Annotated in this window: 23 protein-coding genes and 1 pseudogene; 10 read left to right on the top strand and 14 right to left on the bottom strand. The window is 66.1% G+C overall.

Annotation, left to right across the window (positions count from 1 at the left end):
* Positions 1 to 110 (top strand): annotated as a pseudogene (locus FL344_RS34050) (IS5/IS1182 family transposase); the annotation flags it as partial.
* Here the strand turns inward: FL344_RS34050 and FL344_RS34045 are convergent.
* Complete coding sequence (locus FL344_RS34045; protein ID WP_141621459.1) at positions 111 to 374, bottom strand: hypothetical protein; 264 nt, start codon at positions 372 to 374, stop codon at positions 111 to 113. It lies immediately after the preceding pseudogene.
* Positions 375 to 538: 164 nt separating this feature from the next.
* Here FL344_RS34045 and FL344_RS39525 point away from each other — a divergent pair, with 164 nt between their 5' ends.
* The 3 genes from FL344_RS39525 to FL344_RS40145 all read left to right on the top strand — a co-directional run bounded on the left by FL344_RS39525 (position 539) and on the right by FL344_RS40145 (position 2,487).
* Positions 539 to 1,300, top strand: a complete 762-nt coding sequence (locus tag FL344_RS39525; protein WP_228565572.1) for a hypothetical protein — start codon at positions 539 to 541, stop codon at positions 1,298 to 1,300.
* 158 nt (positions 1,301 to 1,458) lie between these two features.
* Positions 1,459 to 2,103: a hypothetical protein gene (locus tag FL344_RS34035; RefSeq protein ID WP_153881191.1), complete on the top strand. Its 645-nt coding sequence runs from the start codon at positions 1,459 to 1,461 to the stop codon at positions 2,101 to 2,103.
* Positions 2,104 to 2,184: 81 nt separating this feature from the next.
* Positions 2,185 to 2,487, top strand: a complete 303-nt coding sequence (locus FL344_RS40145; RefSeq protein WP_141621456.1) for a transposase — start codon at positions 2,185 to 2,187, stop codon at positions 2,485 to 2,487.
* A gap of 236 nt (positions 2,488 to 2,723) precedes the next feature.
* Here FL344_RS40145 and FL344_RS39520 read toward each other — a convergent pair whose 3' ends face one another.
* From FL344_RS39520 to FL344_RS39510, 4 genes are all read right to left on the bottom strand, one after another.
* The gene (locus FL344_RS39520; protein WP_228565571.1) at positions 2,724 to 3,467 is read right to left on the bottom strand and encodes a hypothetical protein; all 744 of its coding nucleotides are present in this window, start codon (positions 3,465 to 3,467) and stop codon (positions 2,724 to 2,726) included.
* A gap of 3 nt (positions 3,468 to 3,470) precedes the next feature.
* Entirely contained in the window at positions 3,471 to 3,761 is a 291-nt protein-coding gene (locus FL344_RS34015) for a hypothetical protein (protein ID WP_141621454.1), read from the bottom strand.
* Positions 3,762 to 4,289 (bottom strand): hypothetical protein, encoded by a 528-nt coding sequence (locus FL344_RS39515; protein WP_228565570.1) that lies wholly within the window; start codon positions 4,287 to 4,289, stop codon positions 3,762 to 3,764.
* A 499-nt stretch (positions 4,290 to 4,788) separates the two neighbouring features.
* The gene (locus FL344_RS39510) at positions 4,789 to 5,613 is read right to left on the bottom strand and encodes a hypothetical protein (protein ID WP_228565569.1); all 825 of its coding nucleotides are present in this window, start codon (positions 5,611 to 5,613) and stop codon (positions 4,789 to 4,791) included.
* A 257-nt stretch (positions 5,614 to 5,870) separates the two neighbouring features.
* Between FL344_RS39510 and FL344_RS34000 the strand changes: the two genes are divergently transcribed.
* On the top strand, positions 5,871 to 6,677 hold the full coding sequence (locus FL344_RS34000) for a DNA alkylation repair protein (protein WP_228565568.1): 807 nt from the start codon (positions 5,871 to 5,873) through the stop codon (positions 6,675 to 6,677).
* A gap of 79 nt (positions 6,678 to 6,756) precedes the next feature.
* Here FL344_RS34000 and FL344_RS33995 read toward each other — a convergent pair whose 3' ends face one another.
* Positions 6,757 to 7,119 (bottom strand): hypothetical protein, encoded by a 363-nt coding sequence (locus tag FL344_RS33995; protein ID WP_141621452.1) that lies wholly within the window; start codon positions 7,117 to 7,119, stop codon positions 6,757 to 6,759.
* Between the two features lie 88 nt (positions 7,120 to 7,207).
* Between FL344_RS33995 and FL344_RS33990 the strand changes: the two genes are divergently transcribed.
* Positions 7,208 to 7,915, top strand: a complete 708-nt coding sequence (locus FL344_RS33990; protein WP_228565567.1) for a hypothetical protein — start codon at positions 7,208 to 7,210, stop codon at positions 7,913 to 7,915.
* Positions 7,916 to 7,936: 21 nt separating this feature from the next.
* Here the strand turns inward: FL344_RS33990 and FL344_RS33985 are convergent, their stop codons facing one another.
* The gene (locus tag FL344_RS33985) at positions 7,937 to 9,058 is read right to left on the bottom strand and encodes a sterol desaturase family protein (RefSeq protein ID WP_228565566.1); all 1,122 of its coding nucleotides are present in this window, start codon (positions 9,056 to 9,058) and stop codon (positions 7,937 to 7,939) included.
* Positions 9,059 to 9,356: 298 nt separating this feature from the next.
* On the opposite strand from FL344_RS33985, the gene FL344_RS33980 reads away from it, so the two are divergent.
* From FL344_RS33980 to FL344_RS33960, 4 genes are all read left to right on the top strand, one after another.
* Positions 9,357 to 10,862, top strand: coding sequence for an endo alpha-1,4 polygalactosaminidase (locus tag FL344_RS33980; protein ID WP_141621450.1), 1,506 nt, complete (start codon positions 9,357 to 9,359; stop codon positions 10,860 to 10,862).
* Between the two features lie 989 nt (positions 10,863 to 11,851).
* Positions 11,852 to 12,193 carry a hypothetical protein gene (locus tag FL344_RS33970; RefSeq protein ID WP_141621449.1) on the top strand — a complete coding sequence of 114 codons (342 nt, stop codon included), beginning with the start codon at positions 11,852 to 11,854 and terminating at the stop codon, positions 12,191 to 12,193.
* A 192-nt stretch (positions 12,194 to 12,385) separates the two neighbouring features.
* The gene (locus tag FL344_RS33965) at positions 12,386 to 13,222 is read left to right on the top strand and encodes a TrmB family transcriptional regulator (protein WP_141621448.1); all 837 of its coding nucleotides are present in this window, start codon (positions 12,386 to 12,388) and stop codon (positions 13,220 to 13,222) included.
* Positions 13,219 to 15,048: an aspartyl protease family protein gene (locus FL344_RS33960; protein WP_141621447.1), complete on the top strand. Its 1,830-nt coding sequence runs from the start codon at positions 13,219 to 13,221 to the stop codon at positions 15,046 to 15,048. The genes FL344_RS33965 and FL344_RS33960 overlap by 4 nt, the downstream gene beginning before the upstream one ends.
* 270 nt (positions 15,049 to 15,318) lie before the next feature.
* On the opposite strand, the gene FL344_RS33955 is transcribed toward FL344_RS33960, so the two are convergent.
* The 7 genes from FL344_RS33955 to FL344_RS33925 form a co-directional block, all read right to left on the bottom strand.
* Entirely contained in the window at positions 15,319 to 15,957 is a 639-nt protein-coding gene (locus tag FL344_RS33955) for a DUF4476 domain-containing protein (RefSeq protein WP_141621461.1), read from the bottom strand.
* A gap of 338 nt (positions 15,958 to 16,295) precedes the next feature.
* The gene (locus FL344_RS33950) at positions 16,296 to 16,679 is read right to left on the bottom strand and encodes a hypothetical protein (RefSeq protein WP_141592512.1); all 384 of its coding nucleotides are present in this window, start codon (positions 16,677 to 16,679) and stop codon (positions 16,296 to 16,298) included.
* Positions 16,680 to 17,141: 462 nt separating this feature from the next.
* Positions 17,142 to 18,275 carry an alpha/beta hydrolase gene (locus FL344_RS33945; protein ID WP_228565565.1) on the bottom strand — a complete coding sequence of 378 codons (1,134 nt, stop codon included), beginning with the start codon at positions 18,273 to 18,275 and terminating at the stop codon, positions 17,142 to 17,144.
* Between the two features lie 116 nt (positions 18,276 to 18,391).
* Positions 18,392 to 18,877 (bottom strand): SRPBCC family protein, encoded by a 486-nt coding sequence (locus tag FL344_RS33940; protein ID WP_305021784.1) that lies wholly within the window; start codon positions 18,875 to 18,877, stop codon positions 18,392 to 18,394.
* A 4-nt stretch (positions 18,878 to 18,881) separates the two neighbouring features.
* On the bottom strand, positions 18,882 to 19,235 hold the full coding sequence (locus tag FL344_RS33935) for a helix-turn-helix transcriptional regulator (protein WP_141621444.1): 354 nt from the start codon (positions 19,233 to 19,235) through the stop codon (positions 18,882 to 18,884).
* A gap of 110 nt (positions 19,236 to 19,345) precedes the next feature.
* Positions 19,346 to 20,098 carry an SDR family NAD(P)-dependent oxidoreductase gene (locus FL344_RS33930; protein ID WP_141621443.1) on the bottom strand — a complete coding sequence of 251 codons (753 nt, stop codon included), beginning with the start codon at positions 20,096 to 20,098 and terminating at the stop codon, positions 19,346 to 19,348.
* A 128-nt stretch (positions 20,099 to 20,226) separates the two neighbouring features.
* Positions 20,227 to 22,032 carry a polysaccharide deacetylase family protein gene (locus FL344_RS33925; RefSeq protein WP_141621442.1) on the bottom strand — a complete coding sequence of 602 codons (1,806 nt, stop codon included), beginning with the start codon at positions 22,030 to 22,032 and terminating at the stop codon, positions 20,227 to 20,229.
* Positions 22,033 to 22,218: the final 186 nt, after the last annotated feature.

The raw sequence follows: 22,218 nt of genomic DNA, 5'->3' as shown, positions 1-22,218 counted from the left end.
TCTTCCACGATCTCAAGCGCTTTCGGGCCGTCGCCACCCGCTATGACAAGACGGCGACGAGCTACCTCGCCGTCCTGCACGTCGCATCCATGCTTCTTTGGCTGCGCTAATCAGGGACAGCCCCTAGCGCGCCCAAGATCCTCCTCCTTGGCAGCTTGACGCTTCAGCGTGGCCGACTGTTTTTTGCGCAATTCAGCAAGGCTCGACAACAGCCGGTCGTACTCACGCGTCTTCGACTGGAGCGTCGAGGTCGTCTTGGCTGCCGACAACGCTTTGGCCAGTTGCGTCTGCTTCTTGAGAAGGTCGCCCTCTTTCTTCTGGAGGTCCCCCATCGTTTTCTCCAACGCTGCAACCTCCGTCGTCAGCGTCTTCACCCTGGACTCACTCATGGTGGGCCAAGGCTATCTCTGCCGCACGTCCCTGCCTACGCGCCCCGTCCTACCTCCCTGGGGTGAGCGTGCCCCACCCAGGGTGGGGGAGTTGAAGGGGGCTTGTCGGAAGCCGACCTCCCGGTCAAAGCTGGACTCTGGGAGGGTGAATGGCGAAGGTGCCGCGGTCAGCGCACGCAGCGACGCTTTGGGGCGACCGAATCGAGCGGGTTTCAAGCGTCGTTCAGGGGGAGGAAGTGCCTGTCCCCAATGGGTGCGACGCCACCTACGCAACGGACGGGAACCGGCGTTGGGTGCATAAGCCTCTACTTGGCGCCGATGGGCTTCTTGCTGAAGCGCTCGGTCTCCTGCTTGGCCAAGCGCTTGGTGCTCCCGTACCGGTGGGTGCCGTAACTGGGCCTCCTGGAGATACCACCTGGCTCAGCGAAGTCATCCCGAACATCCTGCACTGGGACCATCGGCTTGCGAACTTCATCGTCAACTACCCCGAGGTTGGGCGGCTGCTGACACTCGACGCCATTCTCCTCAACGATGACCGCCATGAGGGGAACCTTGTCTTGCAGGCGACGGCGGAACATGAGTACGCGAGGCGCGCCTGGGGCATCGACATGGCCAATGCCCTGGCTGGTAAACCCATCGACTTCGCGAAAGCAGGCATGAATACGCCGAGCATCGCGAAGCTCGTCGACGGAATTCCGGTCGAGCTCATTCAAGAAGGGGCGATGCTGGCCGCGGTCCGGGCCCAGTCCCTCAGCCCCTACCTCGTGAAGTCGATGGTGATGGAGGCTTGCTCGCTCTCTCGCGAACCCCGCGAAAACGAGGATGTACTACTGGGTGCGCTCCTCGGTCGGATGGGTCGTGCGCCGGAGCTCGTAGCAGAGTATCTTGAGAAAGTAGGTTCGCGCCCATGACTGCCCGATTTCGACTCGTTCACTTCGTGCCTGACCCCTTCTCGGGCATGCGTGTGCCAGTCGCAGCGCTCGTGCAGCAAGGAAGCAGCGTCCGAGTTGTTCGGGCGCCACATACTGCTGGTCCCGGCTGTGTCGGCGGCCTAGCTACGTGGCACAACATGCAGGGGCTGCTGCGTGGCCTGGAGTCCGTCGAGCAATTCGACCAACTTCCGTTCAACTTGGGTCCCCATGCTGTCCTTGGTGGGCAACTCGACGTCCCGGAGCAGGTGAACGACCCGCTGTCCTGGGTGACCAAATTCATCCTCCCGCAACGCCCACTCGCTGCTGACGATATGCGGGAGTCCGCCCTTCCATCTCCGCGACGAGATTCAGTGGGGCAACTCTTCTTTCAGACATGGCGCGTAGAGCAGTTCGTGGAGCGCCGCTTCAAAGGGGAGAAACTGGGGCTCGAAGATGAGTACGCCGGCAGCATCACGCATGCTGTCCTCGGCTCAGGAGAACTCATGTTGATGGAGCCCGTTCTTGGACTCCGGTCTGATGTGTGGAGTCAACTTGAAGACATCAGCAAGAGCTTTCTCGCATGGGAAAAGCTCCTTGAGCGGAAGCGAGCCAGGCGAAAGCCGCGATTTGTTGCCTTCATGTTCTCAAGTCCGAGAGCGACCGTGCGCGAAGCGAAGTCCTTCCTCGGCGTTGCAGAGGCTGAAGTCATCGACGTAGAGGTTCCGACTGAGCGAGACCGCTTTGTCAGCGACATCCGTCGAATCGGCCTCACCAACCCGATTCACGCCCATCTCAGAAGCTAAGAGCACCTAACGAAAGTAAGGGCTGAAGTGGTCGCTTGCCCTGAAGTGGTCGCCAGCCCTGCGCATGCCCACCTTTCGGGAATGGTCCGAGAGCTCGTCCCCGACGCATTCTGGCAGCGTGTGGCCCCGCTGCTGCCAGCACCGAAGCCGAAGAAGAAATCCGGACGCACTCGTGCGGATGACCGCGCGGCCCTGGAGGCCATCGTCTTCGTGCTTCGCAGCGTGTCCCTTCGGCGAGCGTGCGTGAGCGAGCCGCCGGGGTTCAGTAGACTGGGGGCAGAGCACGCCCCTCCTGCGATGGCCATCAACCAGCCGGATTACCCGACCATCAACAAAGGTGCGCAGCAACAATTGGGCGAAAGGCGTGTGCCGTCGCGGATTTAGGGCACCCTGGTGTCCACGGGTTCAAATCCTGTCTCCCCGACCATCAGAAGGGCGCGGAATCCTTGGAGAATTCCTCTGTCCCTCGCCCTTCGTTTGCTCGGGGGCTGCGCCCTTGAGGCTCCCTCCGCGCGCGGGCGGAGAGCAACCGTCCGCAAGCAGCCAGTCCTGGTCGCTCAGGAGATGCGATCCGTTCAGTCGACCCGAGCGCGATCCGTTTACCCGATCTCTGACACGTCTCAGGTCCCCGGTTGGAATGGGGACTTCCGCAGGTCCGTGTTGTCTTCGAGGAGCATCTGGAAACGCTTCAGCTCCTCGGGACGCTGCATTCCCACGCGAAGGTTGAAGTGGGGGCTATCGGGAGGCCGGTACAGCCGTGCTGCGGCTCCCTCCCGCTCGAAGAGCATGCTGTAGCGGGGATAGGGGAGTCGGGCGAAGCCCGTCTTCTCGATGAGCCGCGCGAGGTCCTCGGCGCTGGGAGTCGAGTGCCCCTCCCTACGCACGTAGCTGGCTTGTTGAGGGAGAGTGGGCAGGCAGACGTGCTCCATGGCCCAGAGGAAGAGCAGCTCCCGGAGGCTGATGGCTTCCTGGTGCAGCTTCGTCTTCCAGGCGTCCGCACCGAAGGGCATCCGCACGACCTGACAGTCTCCCTCCTCGGAAGGGGACTCCAAATCGAGCCAGTAATGATGGGGCGCCAGCGGGTCGGGGTCTCCGAAGACGAAGAGGAACCGCCTGGGGGGCAGCTCCCCCTTGGGCGCGACCCGATAGAGTTCGGCGACACTGAGGACGGGGTCGTAGGAGCGCACATGGGCCAGGAGCGGTCCTCCCCGCGTCCCGAAGACCTCGGCGAAGTGACGGTAGGCGGCTGGGAGCGGACGACCGAAGACGTCCTCCAACTCGTCCACGAGAAAGTCCGGGTAGCCTTCGATTTGGCCGCTGTGACCGGGAGCGTAGCGCCCGAGCAGTGCAAGTAGTTCGTCCATGGTTCAGGTGCATTCCTTGCTGTTGTCACACAGCATTTCAGGGGTCAGAACCTGGCATTCCTTGCAGGAGGGGACGGATTCTCCATGGCCGAACGCCTGCTTGACCTTGCGTGGCTCCGCGTCGCCCTCTTCCTGTCGGCTGTACTCCACGCTCACCGTCTCGGGACTGAGCATGGGGGAGAAATAGCGCTCCGACATGGCGCGGACCTTGTGGCCCGCGGTGCCGCCGTTCTGAAGGAGCTTGGGCGCGGCGCACTCCCACTTCTCGCGCCCGCTCTCCGCGAGTTTCCTCACCTAGCTTTCGCTTTTCTGGAAGCTCTCGACCAGCTCGAACGGGGTGGAGGCCACGGCTTCCTTGAAGCCGGGGGCGGCGTCACCTGAGCAGGCCGCGAGCATCTTGGCCTTCTGGGGACATTTACATATGCATACCCCTGTCATGTAGCCATTGAGGAACGTCTTGGAGGCGTCGTCGAACCGAAGGACGGGCTGCATGCCCTCGACCTGCGCATTGGCCTTGGCCATCTCCAGAACCTCCAGGCGATCCTCCGCCCGTTGCTTCTTGATCTGCTCTTCCGCCTCATTGATCTCAGCCTGGAGCGGTTTGAGTTCGGCGGTGATGGCTCCCTTGTTCGCCACGTCCTTCGACTTGAGCAGGGCGACCAGCTCAGTCGCCCTGTTCTTCTTGGGAGGCAGTGGAATCATCGCTGGCTGGGGCAGGATGAAGCTTCCCGCGACGACGATGACGAGGCACTCCTCGCCTTCCTTTGTCAGTGAGAGGAAGTCGGTGGCCGCGAAGGAGGTGAGGTTGTCGATGACGGGCATGGTGCCTCAGTCCTTGCGGTCCTCAACGCGCGGTATGTGCGAAATGACTCCCTTTCAATGAAACGCTGGTGCTTCGGGGCCTTGAGAGGCTTTCTCGCTGGCGGAGAGCGAAGGCGCGCGTCGGGATGACATGCTGACCTCGGGTGCGAATGGCCAGCTCTCGCGCCAGGACGTGCCGGTGCCGCATGGGACTGGTCTCCAGCGCATCTATCAGTAGGGATCCACTGAAAGGCTGGCCTAGCAAGTAGCGCTTTCCCTTCTCGAAGCGGCTGCGGGCGCCTTTCCACCAGAGGGTAATGGCGGCCACTTGCGGCCAGGGCAGGTTGTCCTCGGGGGAAGGCACCAGATTCGCGTCCAGGTCCTCCTGTAAATCGGGAGGCAGGGGAGCACCTTCAGGGCGCTCTCCAGGAGGCAGGGCGTAGGGGCCGTCCAGCCGCAGACCTGTCATCGCTGAGAAGGCTTCGCCGGCCACTTGCGCCACCGAGGGCTCCGCGAGGTATTACAAGCAGGCTTCCATGGCTGCCAGCCGCCCACTGAAACCCAAGGCCCAGAGGACCATCGGGCGCAATTCGGCTGTCTCCGCCAAATCCACCAGAAGGGAGATGTCATCGTCATCGCCGCCCATGGCTATCAGCACCAGCGGCTCGGGACTGAGTGTCGAGCGCGACCGCACCACCTTGCGGCAGGTATCCCAGGCCAGTCCCACTCCGGACATGAGCCCCGCTTCCATGGCGATTGCGCGAATGTCGGGGGACGAGGAGTCCAATAGGGGAGGCAACAACCTTCGGACCGTCTCCTCTGGCAGCGGCAGTGCCCCGCGCAGGGCCGCGACTCGTGCACGCGGCTCCTCATGGACGAGGAAGCGTGTCAGCACCTCCGGGGAGGTATCCTTGCGGAAGGCCAGCGTCTCCAGTGCATGGACCTGCAGGTCGAGGTCCTCCAACTTCAGCAGGCCGGATAATGGTGCGCTCAGCCCCGGAGCCTCGCTCAGCTCCAGCGCACGGCGGATGACGGTGCGTGCTTCTGGCTCTGCCCTCCGGAATCGGAGCAGCACTTCGTCCACCTCTCCCAGCGTCAGCAGCGCATACGCCGCTGCGAAGATGAGCGGCAGCTCTTCCGACTCGAAGGCGGGCCATAGCACTGTCTCGACCGCGCTCTCGTCCTCCACTCCCTCCAGATGGGCCCGCAGGCGCTCCTCCACCGCCGCGGTCTTCTCCATGGTGAAGTCCGGCGCAACCAGGGCGCGCTCCCACTGCTCCCATTGGAAGGCGGCTTCATTCAGATGCTCCTCCAGGACGTCCAGCAGCACCATGGCAATCCTCACGGCCGGGCAAGACGTGATGATGGCGCGCCCACCCTCTCGGCCCAAGAGGGTATTGTCGAACCCTCATGCAGTAGCTGTTCCCGTGGCCACGGTGCCACATCCGGATGGACGCACCCTCGCTTCTGTGGCTGCGCGTTGGCGGTGCCCGGAAGCGTTCCTCGACCGTGGGCACCTGTCGTGTCACCCTTCCGGCCGCTCTCAATCCATCGCCTGTCGAGGTGCTCCCCATGCCGAAAACAATGTCGCTGTCCCAGGTAATGAAGCTGCTCGAGAGCCATGGTGACGAGAAGGTGCGCCAGCGCTACGTGCGTGACGGGGTGGTCGACAATGTCTTCGGTGTGCTGCTCGGCAAAATTCGTGGCCTGGCAGCGACGTTGGGGACGAACCACGGGCTCGGACTGGAACTGTGGGGGACCGGCAATCACGATGCGCGCATCCTCGCGTGCATGCTCCTCGACCCCGCGGCGCTCACTGAGAAGGAGGCACGCGGGCTCCTCGAGCCACTCTCGAACCCGAACCTGGTCGACGAACTCGTCGGTCGCGTGCTCGTGCATGCGCCCGTCGCCCCGAGGCTTCAGGAGAAGTGGATGGACGGCAGCAAGGAACTCCCTCGCCGCGCCGGATGGAAGCTTCTTGCCGGGCGCATTGCGCGAGGCCTCGAGAAGGAACTCGACGTAGGCGCGACGCTCGAGCGCATTGAGCGTGAGCTCCCGGATGCACCGTATCGGGTGAAGGAGGGCATCAACTTCTGCCTGGTCTGGATCGGCCTCCACCTGCCCGCGTACACCTCGGAGGCCATCGCCATCGGCGAGCGCCTTGGTCGCTGGGACCCGCGACCGATTCCGAAGGGATGCACTTCGAGCTACGCACCGGAGTGGATCGCCGCGGCGCTCGCGCTGCGGAAAGGTGAGAAGACCGAAGCCCGAAAAGCGATGGATGCGGCCGCAAAGGCGAAGGCACCGCGCGGCGAAGGGAAGTCGGCGGTCGCGAAGGCGAAGGTCGCTTCGGCCAGGAAGAAGAAGAGCACCGCGAAGAAGCCCTCCGCCAGAACGCGGGCGCGCTGAAGTCCCTGGCCGCCTTGCTGGAGGAGGGCGGCAGAGAGTTGTGGGGCGTGGCTGCGCCAGGCTCGGCACAACGCCTGCTTCACCCGGAGCGCGGCGCTTGGGGATTGCGCCCGCTCGGCGAAGAGGTCGGCATGGGCGGCGAGCGCCTCACCGCCCTCGGCGGCCCCGAGTGCTCGCGAAGGTGAGCCCGGTGGCCAGCACGCTCACACCCACGCGGCTCTTCCGCCCGTGCGATGCGCAGTCGCGGCAGGGCCTGCACGGTGAGCGGGGCCTTGGCGGAGTCCACGAAGCCCAGCTCCACCAGGCCGCGCACGGTGCTCTCCTCGTTGAGCCACAACCCGAAGCGGCTCTGCTTCACCTGGAGGCTGAAGCGCTCCTGGTCCGGCTTGTGAGTGCCCGCCGCTACTACGGCCACAGGGGGCTGCTGGGTGAAGGACTCCACCGTGGCAGCACTTCCTCTGCAAGACGGGGCAGCGGCACACGGGAGCGCGTCGCGGCGACCGTGCGATGGACGCGCTATCGTCGCGCCAATGATGAGCTCTCTCGACTTCACTTCCTGGCGTGGCCTCGCGGCGACGCTGGCCAGCCTCGTGCTGGTGTCGCTGGTCGTCGTCAGCATCCGCCTGCTGGTGATGCAGACCGTGCAGCGCCGGCGCGAACGCGAGAACCGTCAGATCAACGAGCGGCTGAAGACGCTGATCTCCGCATACAAGACACTCGGCGGCTCATTCACCGGTGAGCTCGTCGTGGACCCGACCCATCTGCGCGACATGCGCCGTCGGCTCGCGGCTGGCGAGCCACTCGAACAGGAGCCCGACCAGGGCCTCGTGCTTGCGCCGTCGCTCGACCACCCGGCGCTCGAACGCCGTCGGCGCACGCGCGACGCGGTCGAGGCCGCGCTGTCGGATGTGATGCTGCTCGGCACCGAGGAGCAGGTGCGGCTCGCCGCGGAAGCTGCCGCGGACATGGTCGCCGGGCGCAAGGTCGGCACCGCGCGGCTGGTCGTATCGCTGCGCGATTTCATCCGCCGGGCGCTCGACCTCGAGCCCATCCCCCACGGACTCGCGATTCCCGACCAGGGCCCAGTGCGTCCCAGCGGCGGAGGAGGGGGCAAGGGCGGCGACAAGGGTGGCGGAAGAGGGGGCGGCGGCGGAGGTGCCGGCGCTGGAGGCGTCGGAATGGGCGGGGCCGGCGTCCATGCGGACACCGACGACACTGAAGACGGCCATCGCGTTTGAACCCGGAACCGAGTTCCATTTCTATCCGTAAGGCGTTTCTTCGTGCCGTTGGAACGGATAGGCGAGCTGACCCAGGTAGGTCTCTGGAGGCTGGAACTTCGTCGTTCCATACCGCGACGGCCAGTGCTCGGGCAGATGCGCGGTGCCGAAAATCGCATCAATGAAGGACAGGAAGACAGCGAAGTTCTTGTCGATGCCTTCCTCGTCGGACGTGTGGTGCCAGTGGTGGAATTCGGGCGTCGCGAACACCCAACGGAGATAGGGCCAGCGGTGGCTCACGTTGGCGTGGATGTAGACGGCGTGGAAGGACACGAAAACGAGGTAGCCGTAGATGGCGGCCGGGCTGAAGCCCAGCAGGAACACCGGTATGAACCCCGCGAACCGGTTGACGAGCACGTCCACCAAGTGAGAGCGCGAGCTGGCCAGCCAGTCCATCTGCTGACTGGAGTGGTGGATGGCGTGGAACTCCCACATCCACGGCACCTGGTGGAAGGCACGGTGCACCCAGTAACTCACCAGGTCCACCACCAGGAGGATTTCGAAGAATTGCAGCCACACGGGCTGCGCGGCCACATGGGCCTGGAAGTCCATGCGCACCGCCCAGGAGAAGAAGACCTGAACCGGAATCATCACCGAGAAGGAGATGAGCTGTACGCCCACGTGGCTGACAAAGAAGTGCTTGAGGTCTGTCTGCCAGCCCTCGCGGAAGATGCGCTGCGGGTGGAGCCCCCACAGCCGCTCCATGGGGATGAACAGGAGCCCCAACACGAGGAGCTCCAGCGCGAAATAGTCCAGGCCCGCGCTCAGCGCCCTCGGCTGGTGGGTGAGTGGCTCCGCCTGGCTGCCGCCCAGCAGCATGGCCACCAGCGCGAGCAGCATGGCGATGCCGCCATGCGCCTTGGAGCGCAAGGTGAGCACGCTGAAGGCGCCCAGCGCGAAGGTGGCGACGATGGCGGCCTGGAGGATGCCCCGGAACACGCCCAGGTGCTCCACGTAGAAGGCCCGGCCGTCGTTGGACACCAGCAAGTGGGGAAACAGAAAACAGAACTCGACGCAGACGCACAGCACGCCCAGCAGGCCGCCGGTGACACCAGCGCGCTTGCCCAGGTTGATGCGCAGGGCAGGAGTCAAGGGGAGGTCCAAGAGGAGTCTTCCTGAGAGAGATTGCCTTGGGGCAAGCCTATTCCACTTCCCGTCCGAGGCCAGCATCGGCCTCGTTGGCTCCGGCGGTCGCGTGTACCTTCCACCCGAGGCCAGGCCCCATCACCTGCGACGCACCACTCCATCCAGACAGGAACGAATGTTCCAGGACATGGCTGAATGTCGCGTGTCGCGCGCCACATCGCGTTGCTGATTCCAGGCGCCTGCAGTTAAAGCCCGCTACGTTCGCCGAGCGCATCGACATCGGGGCTGGGCCCGGCTCTGGCGACAGGGAGCGCACATGCGAGTCGCGGTAGTAGGGTGGACGAGTCTGTGGTGCATCGCGCTGTTCGCCTGTGGTGGTCCCTCCGGAAGCGCGAACAGCGCGGAGCGGAGCGAGGACACGGCCGTCCTCGCGGATACCCGGACCTTGACGTGCGCCGGTCTCCAGGTGGAAAGCGGCTCCATCGGCTCGGGGCAGACCGTCCAGGGGCTGCACACGCAGACGTTGTCGGGCACGCAGGACCGCTGGGCGGAGTACGTCGAGTTCTTCCCCGGCACCTCCGCCACGTGCACGTACGCGCTTCCCGCGGACGTGGGCGCCGCCGACGTCGTCGCCGCCGAGGTGGGCATCAACTATCGAGGGCCCCTCAAGTCGCAGATGCGCTGGCTGTTCGAGGCGTGGGACTACACGGCGGGCGCCTGGGTGCTGGTGGGCGACAACACCTTCGCGCAGTCCTGGAGGTGGACCGCCACGTCGCTCGCGCTGACGTCTCCCCAGCGCTTCGTCAGCGGAGGCCCGGTGAAGCTGCGCTACCGCACGACGTCCACGGCGGATGCGTCGCTGCTGGACCTGCTCGTGGTGCGCATCCAGGTCGCCGCCTCGGACGCGGGAACGCCCAGCGACGCGGGGACTCCCACGGACGCGGGCACCCCTGGCGACGCGGGCACCTCCTCCGACGCGGGAACGGGGACCGACGCCGGCACGCCCGTGTCGTGGGAGGGCGTCCACAGCTTCACCTACCAGCTCACGAACTATCCCCAGGGGAAGCTCGACACCATCGCCGACTCGAAGTTCGACCTCGCCATCGTCGAGCTGTCGCGCGACGGCTCCGATGGCTGGTTCACCGCTGCCGAAATCAGCGCGCTCAAGGCCAAGGGCAAGCAGGTGCTCGCGTACTTCGAGATTGGCGCCATCGAGGAGTATCGCCCCGAGTGGCCCCAGGTGCCCGACGACCTGAAGCTCGGCCCCGTGGCCGGCTGGCCTGACGAGCAGTACGTGAAGTACTGGGACGAGCGCTGGTGGCCCATCGTCCAGGGCCGCATCGACCAGGCGCTCGCCGCGGGCTTCACCGGGTGCTACCTGGACATGGTGGTGACGTATGAGGAGATTCCCGCGAACTCCGCGGGCACCAACCGCGCCGACCTCGCGCGGAAGATGGTGGCCCTCATCGCGCGCATCAACCAGTACGCAAAGGCACGCAACCCGGCCTTCAAGGTGATGCCCCAGAACTCCCCCGAACTGGTGGATGACCCCGCCTACCTGCCCGCCATCGACGGACTGGGCATGGAGGACATGTACTGGTCCGACGACAACGCCTGCGACGAGGGCTGGTGCGAGGAGAACCGGGCGAACGCCGCCCGGGTCCGAGCGGCCGGCAAGCTGGTGCTCTCCACCGACTACGCCGTTCAGGCCGCTCACGTAGCGGATGCCTATACTCGCTCACGCGCGGCGGGCTTCGTCCCCTACGTCTCCGTGCGCGCGCTGGACCGGATGACAGTGAACGCGGGGTGGGACCCGCAGTAGCGGCTCTGGCCGTCCGGCGCTCCGCCACGGGTGGAAGGGGCGCCGGTCGCGGCTGCGGTGAGCGTCAAGGTAGATGCCGCGTGAAGGGGGCATCTGATGCGCCGGAACTCCTGCACTGCAAGGGGGGCGGATTGGATTGGGGCCGAGGCGGACGGGGCCCGCTGGTGTCCGGTCCCGCGTGTCGCGGCTCTACCGCTCGGGGGGCGGGAGCGGCACTGGTATCGCGCGCGGTGTCGTCGCGCTGGGCATGATGCCACTGAGGTCGTGTATGGCGCGCCTGCTTCGGCCTTGTCGGTCGTGCTCCTGCCCTCCCTGGTTGCCGCTGCTTGGGAGACGAAGTGGGTGGGACCACAGTGCCCTTGATCAGAACAGGGACGTTCCCAGGTCCGTGTAGTCCTCGAGGAGCATTTGGAAACGCGTCAGTTCCTCGGGGCGCTGCATGCCAATGGGCCCGGAGCGGCCCTTCACGCGACCCGAAGACCTCGGCGAAGTGACGGTAGTCGGCTGTGAGCGGACGACCGAAGACGTCCTCCCATTCGTCCACGAGAAAGCCCAGGTAGCCTTCGATTTGACCGCTGTCGCCGGGAGCGTAGCGCCCGAGCAATGCAAGGAGTTCGTCCATGGTTCAGGCGCATTCCTTGCCGTGGTCACACAGCATTTCGGGGGGCCGGACTTGGCATTCCTTGCAGGAGGGATGGAATCCCTGTCCGAGGGTGATAGGCATTGTGCGCACCTGCTGGTGCAGGCGGTGATGGTTTCCAGAGGCCGCATGGCCTTCAGGCATCAAGGCGCGCACGCGTTGGTATCCAGGCCGGAGGCTGTCTGAGGTTGACATTTGGGTGATGGAATTTGTGCGCTTAATGGCAATTCCTGTTTTGCTGCTTTGAGGCTGGTTTGTCTTCGTCGTAGGGTGGTGGGCGTGGACGGGACGCGTTCACATGGCAACGCCCTCCTCAGGCGTTTCAATTTCTGAGGAAGAAAGAACAGCAATGAAGAAGCTACTTCTGGGGTTCATGCTGGCCGTGGTTCCTGCCGTGGGCTGTGGTGTGGGCGCGGAGGATGCGCCGACGGACACCGTGGAGACGGTGACGACCGAGTCCGGTGAGAGCATCAACCTCGACTACAGTCCCCTGACCTCGGAAGAGGAGCCGCTGGCGTCGATGGGTGACGCGGACGGTGAGGTCTCCGCAATGGGCCCGAACTGTTGGGTCACGCTCCTGTACTGCAAGGACCCTCGCTACAACGGCTGGGCGACCTGTAAGCAGAACGGCCAGTGCACAACCAAGCAGTTCGTCGACAACTGCCTCGCGCTCTACAAGAAGACCTGCTAGGCCTTTTTGGAGCCGCGAGCGCGGTGTGAAGAGCCCGGCACCCGCGAAGGGTTGCCGGGCTTTTTCCTGTTCGAGGGGCAGGGTGGTGCAGGGGGCCGACAGCGCCGCTGGAGAGGGCGCCTGGCGCGACGGCGCATGCCCTGACCCTCTGTCTCTTGACCATTATTACCATCCAGTAATAACCCCCCCTCCATGGATGCGGATGAAGGGCTCGTGGCCCTTGGGTTCACGGAGGTAGAGGCGCGGGTGTACTGCGAGCTGCTCAAGGGTGCGCCCGCCACCGGATACCGGCTCGCGCAGGCACTGGGGAAGGCGCCTCCGAGCATCTACCAGGCGCTCGCCTCGCTCGAACACAAGGGGGCGGTGCTCGTCGAGGAGGGCGAGCCCCGCTCCTTCCGGCCCGTTCCTCCGGACGAAGTGCTCACGGCGCTCCAGCGTGGCTTCGACACGCGCAGGCGCGAGGCCGCGGACGCGCTGCGCAAGCTCCACGCCCCGGTGCAAGACGACCGCATCTACCACCTCAAGAGCCACGCACAGGTGATGGAGCGCGCGCGGGCGATGATTGCTGGCGCCACCGAGAGACTGCTCTTCGACCTCTTCCCGCCCCCTCTCGCGGCCCTCACCCCGGCGCTCACGGAGGCGAGCGCCAGACGCGTGTCCATCGTGGGGCTTGTCTATGACGAACCCCCCAAGGCTCCCTTCGCCTGCGTGCGCTCGTCCAGCGCGGACTTCGTTCGGGAGCGCTGGCCGGGCGCGCAACTCACGCTCGTGGTGGATGCCCGCGAGTTCCTGGTGGCGTTGCTCACGCCGGACGGCACCGGCGTCAAGCAGGCCATCTGGAGTGACAGCGTCTATCTCTCCTGTCTGCAACACAGTGGGCTGGCCGCGGAGATCCAGTTGAGCGCTCCTCCATCCGCGCGCACGCGGCTGGCGCGGTCCTTCTCCCTCATCAACTCGAGCCCTCCGGGGCTGCGCCAGCTCGTCGGGCGACAGCCCCGTTCCTCTTCCAAGCGCGGAGACACCCCATGAGAGCCCTCATCGCGGTTCTGCTGACCCTGCCCCTCCTGTTTGGCCCCTCTGAAGCCGGGGCAGAGGCGCTGCAGCCGCTCCTCACGCGCCACCTCGCGTGGCGTGGCGGGGACGCCTTCACGCGGTTGGAGAGCATCCACGCGAAAGGGAAGTCCGTGACAGGCGGGCTCCAGGGCCGGATGGAGTCCTGGAGCCACCGGGACGGGAGGGCACGCCGGGATGAGGACTACGGAGTGATGCGTCAGTCGATGACCATCACCCCAGATGGTGGCTGGAAGCTGAACGCCAGCGGACAGGTCGAAGATGCGTCGTCCACGGACGCGCGCGATGTACGGCACCAGGTGGCGCTCGACTTCGGGGCGGCGCTGCGGGGGAGCGCCGGCGCGACGCTCGCGCTGCAACCCGACGCGCAGCGCGACGGCCGCTCCTGGAAGGTGGTGCGCGTCACCTTTGGCGATGAGGACCTCTACGACTTGTTCCTCAGTGAGGCCGACGGAGCCCTCCACGGCCTGCGCATCCGCGAGAACAACGTCACCCGCTTCATGCGACTGGGAGACTGGCGTCAGGTCCAGGGCGTGCGAATGCCCTTTCTGGAGGAGGTGTTCACCGACAACCCGGACTCCGACTCACGAACGGTGGTGGAGGCGCTGGAGCTGAACGTCCCCATTCCGTCCGCGGTCTTCGAACGCCCCCAGGACGTCCGCAAGGCGATCTTCGCGAAAGGTCACCACAGCACCGGCTTCATCCCCTTCGAGTTCTTCGACGAGAACCGCGTCTACATTCCAGCGCGGGTGAATGGCCAGGCGACGCAGGTGCTTCTGGACAGCGGCGCCGAGATGACGGTGGTCGACACGGCCTATGCGCGTGAACTGGGGCTGAAGACGCAGGGGCAGCTCGCGGCGGTCGGCAGCGGAGGACATGCACAGGCCCAGCTCGCGGGCGGCGTGGACATCACCTTGGGCAACCTGCGACTGACGGGGCTGACGGTCGCCGTCATCGACCTGTCCGAGGTCGCACGGCTGATAGGCCACCCGCTGCCCGTCGTCCTGGGCAAGGAGTCCTTCAACCAGCTCGTCGTGGACGTGGACTTCCCCAACCGGCGTGTCGCCTTCCACGAGGCGTCCCGCTTCAAGGCTCCGCCGCGAGCGGTTCGGCTCCCGCTGGTCGAATCCGCGGGCGGGCAGCGCGCCGTCCAGATCTCCATCGAGGGCCGTCCCCCCATTCCGGTGCTCTTCGACGTGGGTAATGGCGGAGCACTCTCGCTCTTCCCCGCCTACTGGCAGCAAGCCGGGCTGCTCACGGGAAGGCGCAGCTCCAGGACGCTGTCCGGAGCCGTGGGCGGACTCCGGGAGCGCGATGTGGCGACGCTGAAGGACATTCAACTGGCGGGTATCACCCTGAAGGACGTGCCCACGGTGTTCGACGACGCGGGCAAGAGTATCTCCGCCTCGGACCGGCTCCTCGGCAACCTGGGGCTCGCCGTCCTCGGCCGCTTCCGGATGATAACTGACTATGCGACGGACACGCTGATGCTGGTCGCCGATGCCCGCGCGCTGCGGCAGCCCTTCCGCAAGGACCGGTCTGGCTTGATTGCCCTCCCTGCGGAGGGGCGGCTCGTGGTGAAGCTGGTGGCCCCTGGGAGCCCCGCCGCCGGCTCGGGTTGGAAGGTGGGGGACGAAATCACTGCCATTGATGGCAAGCCCATTGGTCCCGATTACGCGGGCACGGAACTCGCGCGTTGGCGATATCGCGCAGCAGGTCAGACGGTGGTGCTCACTTTGAAAGACGGCAGCAAGCGCCGGCTCACCCTACGCGACTACTACTGAGCCGCGGTCGAGCACGTCACTGCGCCTGGGAGCCGGCCCGCCCAGGGGGACCCTGGTTCTACCGGTCGTGACCGACCCGGCTGAGCAGGTGTCTGACGGGGCCCTTGGGCTGTGCGCCATGCCGGTGGAGTGGCCTGACAGCGCCCCGTTGGGCACACGCCGAAGGCGGCTCATCCATCCATCAGGGGGGTAGCGCGACTGCTTGTGGAACAACACCCCGCCAGCTTCGCTGACCCCTGAGTCGCGGTCAGCGAAGCGGACTCCCGTGGCTTACTGCTCGGTGATGATTTCCACGTACTCGTCAGCAGAGATGGAGTTCCTCCACTTGGAAGAGAACCCCAGCGCGTGCTGCGGGTTCACCACGCGGGGCGCGGCCGTCTTCGCCACGTCCAGGCGGGTGATTTCGTTCTGGAACAGGTCCAGGACGAGGCCGAACTGCTTCGCGGTGAGGAAGGCCCGCTTCATCACCTTCTCCACCATGTCCTCTCGCGTCAGCTCGTTGTGAGTGCTCTTGAGAGACTGCATGAAGCCGTGGAAGGTCTCCGCGTCCATCGCGAAATGGCCGTTGCGCTGCATGGTGCAGCCCGGGTCCTGGTTCGTCCCACAGTCACGGAACGCGGGCTCGGAGTGGTGCCGCACATGTCGGACGGGCGTCTCGCGCGGCGCGACTTCCTCGCGATGCTCACGGCGCTCTCGGCGCTCATGTCGCCCCGACGGCGGCGGAGTTCCGGTTCCCGAGACGTTCACCTCCATGCGAGTGCCGCCGCCACGAATCTCCATGTTGACGCCCGCTGCGTTGCCATCCGGGGACATGCCCTCCACGGAAATGCTGGTCGACGGCATGCCAATGTCATCGGCATGGATGTTCATCTCGACGTCCTGGGCGAAGGCGGAGGAAGCGGCGAACATGGATGAGGCAATCACTGCGCGAGCAATCGAGTTCATCGAGCTTTTTCTTTCTATTTGAGAAGCCGGTGGGCCGCGTTGGGGCGCGGGGAGTCATTCACCGACTGGCCCACCTGGACGCACCTCAGGGTGGATTATTCACGGCTCACTTGTCGACTAAAAAGCCTCGCTCGCTCGTGATGTCGTGCCCGGCGTAGGGCGCCCCGAGCCATGCGTCCCGGACCGCGATTTTTTCCGACGATTCAATGCAACGGTGTCGCCCGGCCTGTCTCATCCATTCGAGAGGAGGCATTTGAGGTGTCCGGTCGCTGCGTCTGCGCCGCTATCTTGGATAGGCACAGTCACCACATCGGCTCGCTGCGCGCGACGATTTCAGCCACGAGCGCGTCCTCGGTCGTCGCGTTTGAGTGAAGCGCAAGCGCTGGCGTGAACCACAGGCATCCTCGCCCATTCATGAGCTCAGTCACTGCGCGCGGCACGGCTCGGAGGTATGAAGGAAGGCGCTCGTCGTGTAGATACTCGAAGGGAACGAGTTCTATCGGATCCTCGCAGACGGACTCCCAATTCCCTGCCGGGTCTTTGAACGCGAACGTCATGGTACAGATGATTCCTCCACCCAGCCCGGCCTCGGGCTCGGAGACGTAAACCGCCACTTTCGCGTTATCGACGAGCGGAACCGGAAGGTCCTTGAACGAATGCCTGCAACTGCTCAGGAGCTTGTCCATCCACCCGGGTTACTACATCCTCGGTAGGAACTGGCGAGAAGCGTGGGGCGGCGAGGCATCTGGGCGGGACGGAGTGGCTGTATCGCCCCCGCTGGACACACGCCGGCCCAGGTGGCCCATCCCGTCTGGCCAATGCGGCCACCTCGCGAATGCCCCTCTCTTCCGCCGGGCGGTGTTCGTTTGGGTCGCAAGGAAGTGGTTGTCCGCAAGAGAGACAGCGCGAGAAGGCTTTCTCGCCAACTCCAACCACGTTGACTCCACCGCGAGGTGCTGACGCCACCGGCAACCTGCCAGTGCCTGCTCGGCGCTAGCGGATTGCCAGGACACAGGGGGCGCCGCTCGTGTCCATTCCCGGGCGCCGGGCGTCTCCGGGACATGCGTCGTCGCGGTGCGCACCGGTACGCACGTTTCCTCGACATGGCCCCTCTGCGTCCTATCTGCTTACGGCGCGAGGGAACGCCCTCAATTGACGGGCGCGTGTTGCTGGAGAAACCGCCCCACCTGCGCCCGGGCGAGCTGACGGCCGAAGCCGCCGTCCCAGATGTCGAAGCCGTGCTCCGCGTAGGGCAGCGTGAAGAGGGCATGGGGAACGCCAGCCTGGGCCAGTCGAGCGGCCATCGCTTGCGAGGCGTCGAGCGGCACGACGCTGTCGGCCCCACCATGGAGCAGGAGTGTGGGAGGGGAACGTGGCCCGGCGTGGTTGATGGGGGAGAGCAGCTCGTACAGCTCGCGGTGGCCTTCCAGCGGGACACCCGTGAAGCCTACGAGCGGAGCAGGGGCGCTCGCGGCGTAGGCCACCAGGTCACTGGGCGCGTAGAAGCTGATGATGGCCGCCACCGACGTGTCCCCGGGGGCGCAGGAGGACGGAAGGCGAGCATCTCCCTCGGTGTACCCCGCGAGGGTCGCGAGGTGCCCGCCTGCGGACTCGCCGAAGAGGACGAGCCGGTCCGGGTCGATACCGTAGATGGCCGCGTGGTCCTTGACCCAGCGGATGCCACACTTGACGTCCCCTGGGGCCTTCAGTCCGGTGGCAGGAGGAAAGAGCCGGTAGTCGAAGGAGATGAGCGCATATCCCCGCGCGGTGAGGAAGTCGGCCCAGGCGCGGGCATAGCCGCGCTCTCCGCCACGCCAGCCGCCCCCGTGAAAGTAGAGCACCGCGGGGCGAGCCCTGGAGGCGGAGGCATCGGGAAGGAAGACGTCGGCGTGCAGCTCGTGTCCCTCGACTACGGCGAAACGAACGGTGTGGCTCGGGAGGGGGCGGGCTCCGACGAGGGGACGGAAATACTCACGGAGGCGGAGTGGAATGTCGGCCGCCCTGGCCAGCCGCCACGCGGAGGCTGCGGGCCACACCGCGAGGATGCCGACGAGCAGTGCGCATGCCGCCGTCCCCCAGCGCAGCCACCTCCATACGTCCACGTGGGAAAGCCAGACGGCCACCAGCGCGGTGAGGAGCGTCGGTAACAGCATCACCAGGCTGTATTCCCGCACGATGCCCTTGAGCAGGTGGACGAGCGTGGGCACTCCAGCGGGAGCGAAGAAGACGGCCGCGAGCAGCACGCAGCCTACGATGTGCAGTATCGCCAGGAGGGTCGGCATGGACGGGAGAGGGCAGGGCGGTGACGTCATCCGGCAAGAGGGGCAGACCGTCACATTCCAAGGGACATGCCCCCACTGCAACGCGAAACGCGCACGGATGGCGTCGGCGCACCGGCTCAGTCGAGGCCCGGCGACGACACGAGCGCTTCGAGCTGTTCCATCGTCACGCGCAAGCCGTGCTCCATGCCGGACGCGAGGACGGCCTCCCGCACTTCCTTGGACGGATACAGTTCGCGGGAGACCATGTGTGTCTTGCCGTCGCGCTCGTCGAAGGTGACGGTGATGGTGACCGAACCCGCGTCCGCCATCGGTTCGAAGACCTGCGTGTACACGAGCCGCGAGGGCGGAGTGATTTCAGCGTACTGGCCGGAGAAGGCCACCTCACTGCCGTCCGGATTGCGCAGCACGTAGCGGTAGCCGCCGCCAACGCGCACGTCCGCCTCGCAGCTCACCATGGTGACGCAGTGGGTCTTCGGCGCCCACCAGCGCTTCACCAGGTCCGCGCGAGTCCATGCGTCGAACACGATGCGCGCGGGCGCATTGAACTTGCGAGAAATGACGATGGTGCGGTCCGACTCCAACTCCACTGACGTAAGGCTCATCACTTCATCCCTTCTTCTTTCGAGGATGTCGCTGCGCTGCTTCCATGTCCTGCGTCTTGAGTTCTTCGATGAGCGAGTCGAGCTGTCCCAGCCGCTCGTCCCAGATGTCGCGGTAGCGCTCCAACCACGCGTTCAGCTCGCGCAGTGGCTCGGGCCGCAGGCCGTAGAGGCGCTGCTGGGCACGCGCCTCCACGTCCACCAGCCGGGCCTCCTTCAGCACGCGCAGGTGCTTCGACACTTGCGGCTGGTTCAGGTTCAGCGCTTCTCCGATGGCTCCCACCGAGCGCGCGCCCCCCAGCAGGTATTCCACGATGCGAAAGCGGTTCGGGTCGGCGAGCGCCGTGAAGGTCTCAATCACGAGGACATATATTCCTCGCGGAGTATATTCCCGTCAAGGAATATTGCGAAGGCAGGCCGAGTCGAGCGTTCGAACCGCGGGCCATGAGCTCCGGAGGAGCGGCCGCGTACTCAGAGCGTGTAGCCGCCGTCGCTCAGCAAGGTCGTGCCTGTCATCAGTGCGCAGTCATCGGACAGCAGGAAGCCAATCTGGCGCGCGACCTCCTCCGGCCTGGCATAGCGGCCCAGGGGTGTCGCCAGGGCGGCGAGCTCGGCGAACGCCGCATCGCGCCCGACCTGCGCCACTCGTTCCGCGAACATGGGGACGGCATCCCATACCGGTGTCTCGACGCCCGCGGGCGCGATGGCGTTGACACGGATTCGGTCAGCCGCGCCTTCCTTCGCCGCCACCTTCACCAGGTGAATCAACGCCGCCTTCGACGCGCCATATGCCGCGACGCCAGGCTCGGGCTTCACGCCCGCCGCGGACGCCGTCGCGACGATGGAGCCACCACGCCCTCGCATCGCACGCATCGCAGCGCGCAGCGTCAGGAACGCACCGTCCAGATTGATGGACAGGATGCGCCGCCATTCGTCGAAGCCATGGTCGACGATGGTCGCTGCCCCCGCGACACCCGCGTTGACCACGGCATGGTCAAGCCCCACCAGCCTTGGCGCCAGCGCCTCCCAGAATGCCTCGTCTCGTACATCCCCCACGGCCCGGTCGACCGCGCATGGAAGCGTCACCGCCTCCAATGCCTCCTGCGCGAGGTCGACCAGAATCAGCCGTGTGGCACCTTCTGCTGCCAGATGTCGTGCCGTCGCCAGCCCGATGCCAGAAGCAGCCCCAGTCACGAGCGCGGTTCGATGTGTGAGTGTCCCCATCGCCTCTTCTAGCCGCGCCTTTCGAGCGAAGTCGAGCGACGCTGACCTTCGGCGTGGGCATCACGGAGGCCAGCCAGTCAGGTGGAGCGCGGCACCGGTGGAGGGGCCGCGCTCCGTTACGTCAGGCGTCACTCTTTCCGCTGCCTCCTCCTGGTTCGCGAACGCGAGAGAGCGAAGAGTCCGCCGACCACCGCGAGAAACAGTTGCCCCGTACCGCCGCCCTCACATCCCCCGCAACCACCGCTCGCGCCATTCACCTGCCCGTCACCAAGGTCTTCCTCGGGAGGCTGCTCCCCTGGCGGCTGTTCCTCGGATGGCGTCTCCCCGATGCCGGGCTGCGGGTCCCCTGCCAGGATGCGGAAGGGCGCGCTCGTGCCTGACACCGTTCCATCCTCGGTACTGGCGACGCGCAGCAGCGCCTCATGGCTCGGCACGTCGGGCACGCGCCAGATGAGGTGCCCCGTGTTCTCCACCGAGGTGGCTACCGGCACCCAACTGGCGCTCGCCTCCGTGGAGTACGCCACGTCCAGCGTCCGCACCTCGCCGAGCGTGGACCACCTCACCTCCACGTCCTGGCCCACGACGAAGTCTTCTCCGCCGGCCGGTGCGTCCAGCACCAGTCGCGCCGCGGGCGCCGTCGCATCCGCCAGCCCGAAGTCGTCCACCAGCGCCCATCCCACCCCTTCCAGGGCGACGCCCACGCTCAGGCCGAACGCGTCGGCCGGCAGCGCGATGGGCAGCTCCCACGACGCCTCCGTCCAGGCCTCCGCGGGTGGCAGGCTCGGGCCGCGGTTCCACACCTTCCACGTCCCATCCGCCCCCTTCACGGCCGCCTCCAGGTGCAGCGGCGTACTGGAGCGGTACCAGACGCTCACCCGCGAACCGCCCCCAGGCGTCACGGCGGGTGCACAGGTGCCGTCATCGCGCAGCACATGGAGCGAGGCGGCGCCCCCGGAGGCTTCCACGCGCTCGAGCCGGTAGGACCAGGCGCCGCTGTGCGCCTCGGCTGAGCGCTCGGCGCGCACGGCGCCACCGTGGGCGGGGCCCAACTGCCAGCAGTCGGGCACGCCGTCGACGTTCGCGTCGTCCTCGAGCGAGGGATTCTTCAGCGTGGCCGTGGGCGGCTGGGACACGGGGTGCACCGCGGGCCGCGCCGCACCGCCCAGGATTTCCTGCATCGTGCGCACCTCTGTTCCCATCGGTGCCCGCTGCGCGAGCCAGCCCATGAACTCCCGGAGGACGTCGGGCTTCACGCAATAGGTGCGCTTGGTGCAGTCCGGCGCCACGAAGTGGAAGACGACGACCACCCAGCCGCCCCCCGCGGCCTCCGCCGAGGTGACCCACGCCTGCAACTGCTCCAGTCCGTCGTCACGCGTCACCGTCGCGGGCGTGCGGATTTCGTAGGGGTCGAGCGGAGGAATTGTCTCGGCCGTGGGGCAGGAGCCACACGTGTCCACCAGTCCCCGCACGTCGCGCGCGGCGTTGTAACCGCACGCCGCTGCTGTCTGGTTCACCGCCGCATCGTTCGAGCCGAAGGGGAAGGCGAGGGAGGTGGGCGAGAAGCCCCAACTGAGCAGCCGCAAGCGGTCCTCGCAAATCTCCTGTCGTTGCTTCTCGGGCGTCAGCACCGCCAACTCCGAGTGTTGCAGCGTGTGTCCCCCGATGTCGTGTCCGGCCGCGGCCAGGCGGCGCAGGTCATCGAGGTTCAGGTATCCCGTCTGGCCAACCCGCCCGCTGATGATGAAGAAGGTCGCCTTCAGCCCCGAAGCCGAAAGCATATCCAGCACCTGGCGCTGCTCCTCGAGTCCGTCATCGAAGGCCAGCGTGACGACCGTCCGCGCCCCTGGCGCCCCGGCCCACGCCCCTCCGCTCCACACTCCCAGCATGATTGCGAGGAGGCAGGTGCCCGCCCGCGCGTTGAGCCTTGATCGCATGTTCCCCCCTGTCTCAGCCCACGACGCTCCCCTTCGCGATGGGCCCCCTGCGCCCCGTCCCCTCACGTTTTGAGGCTGGGCGGACCCAGGCGCAACCGGAGTGCTCCCTCGCGGACGAGGGGGATGGCGACAGCAGCGCTGCTACACGCCCTCGCGTCGCAACTGGAGGCCGGCTGGGGGCGGCGG

It is taken from the genome of Myxococcus sp. AB036A, assembly GCF_006547355.1.
GTDB lineage: Bacteria > Myxococcota > Myxococcia > Myxococcales > Myxococcaceae > Myxococcus > Myxococcus virescens.
Note: the sequence above shows the minus strand (reverse complement) of the source record. Positions and strands in the feature narration are given on the sequence as shown.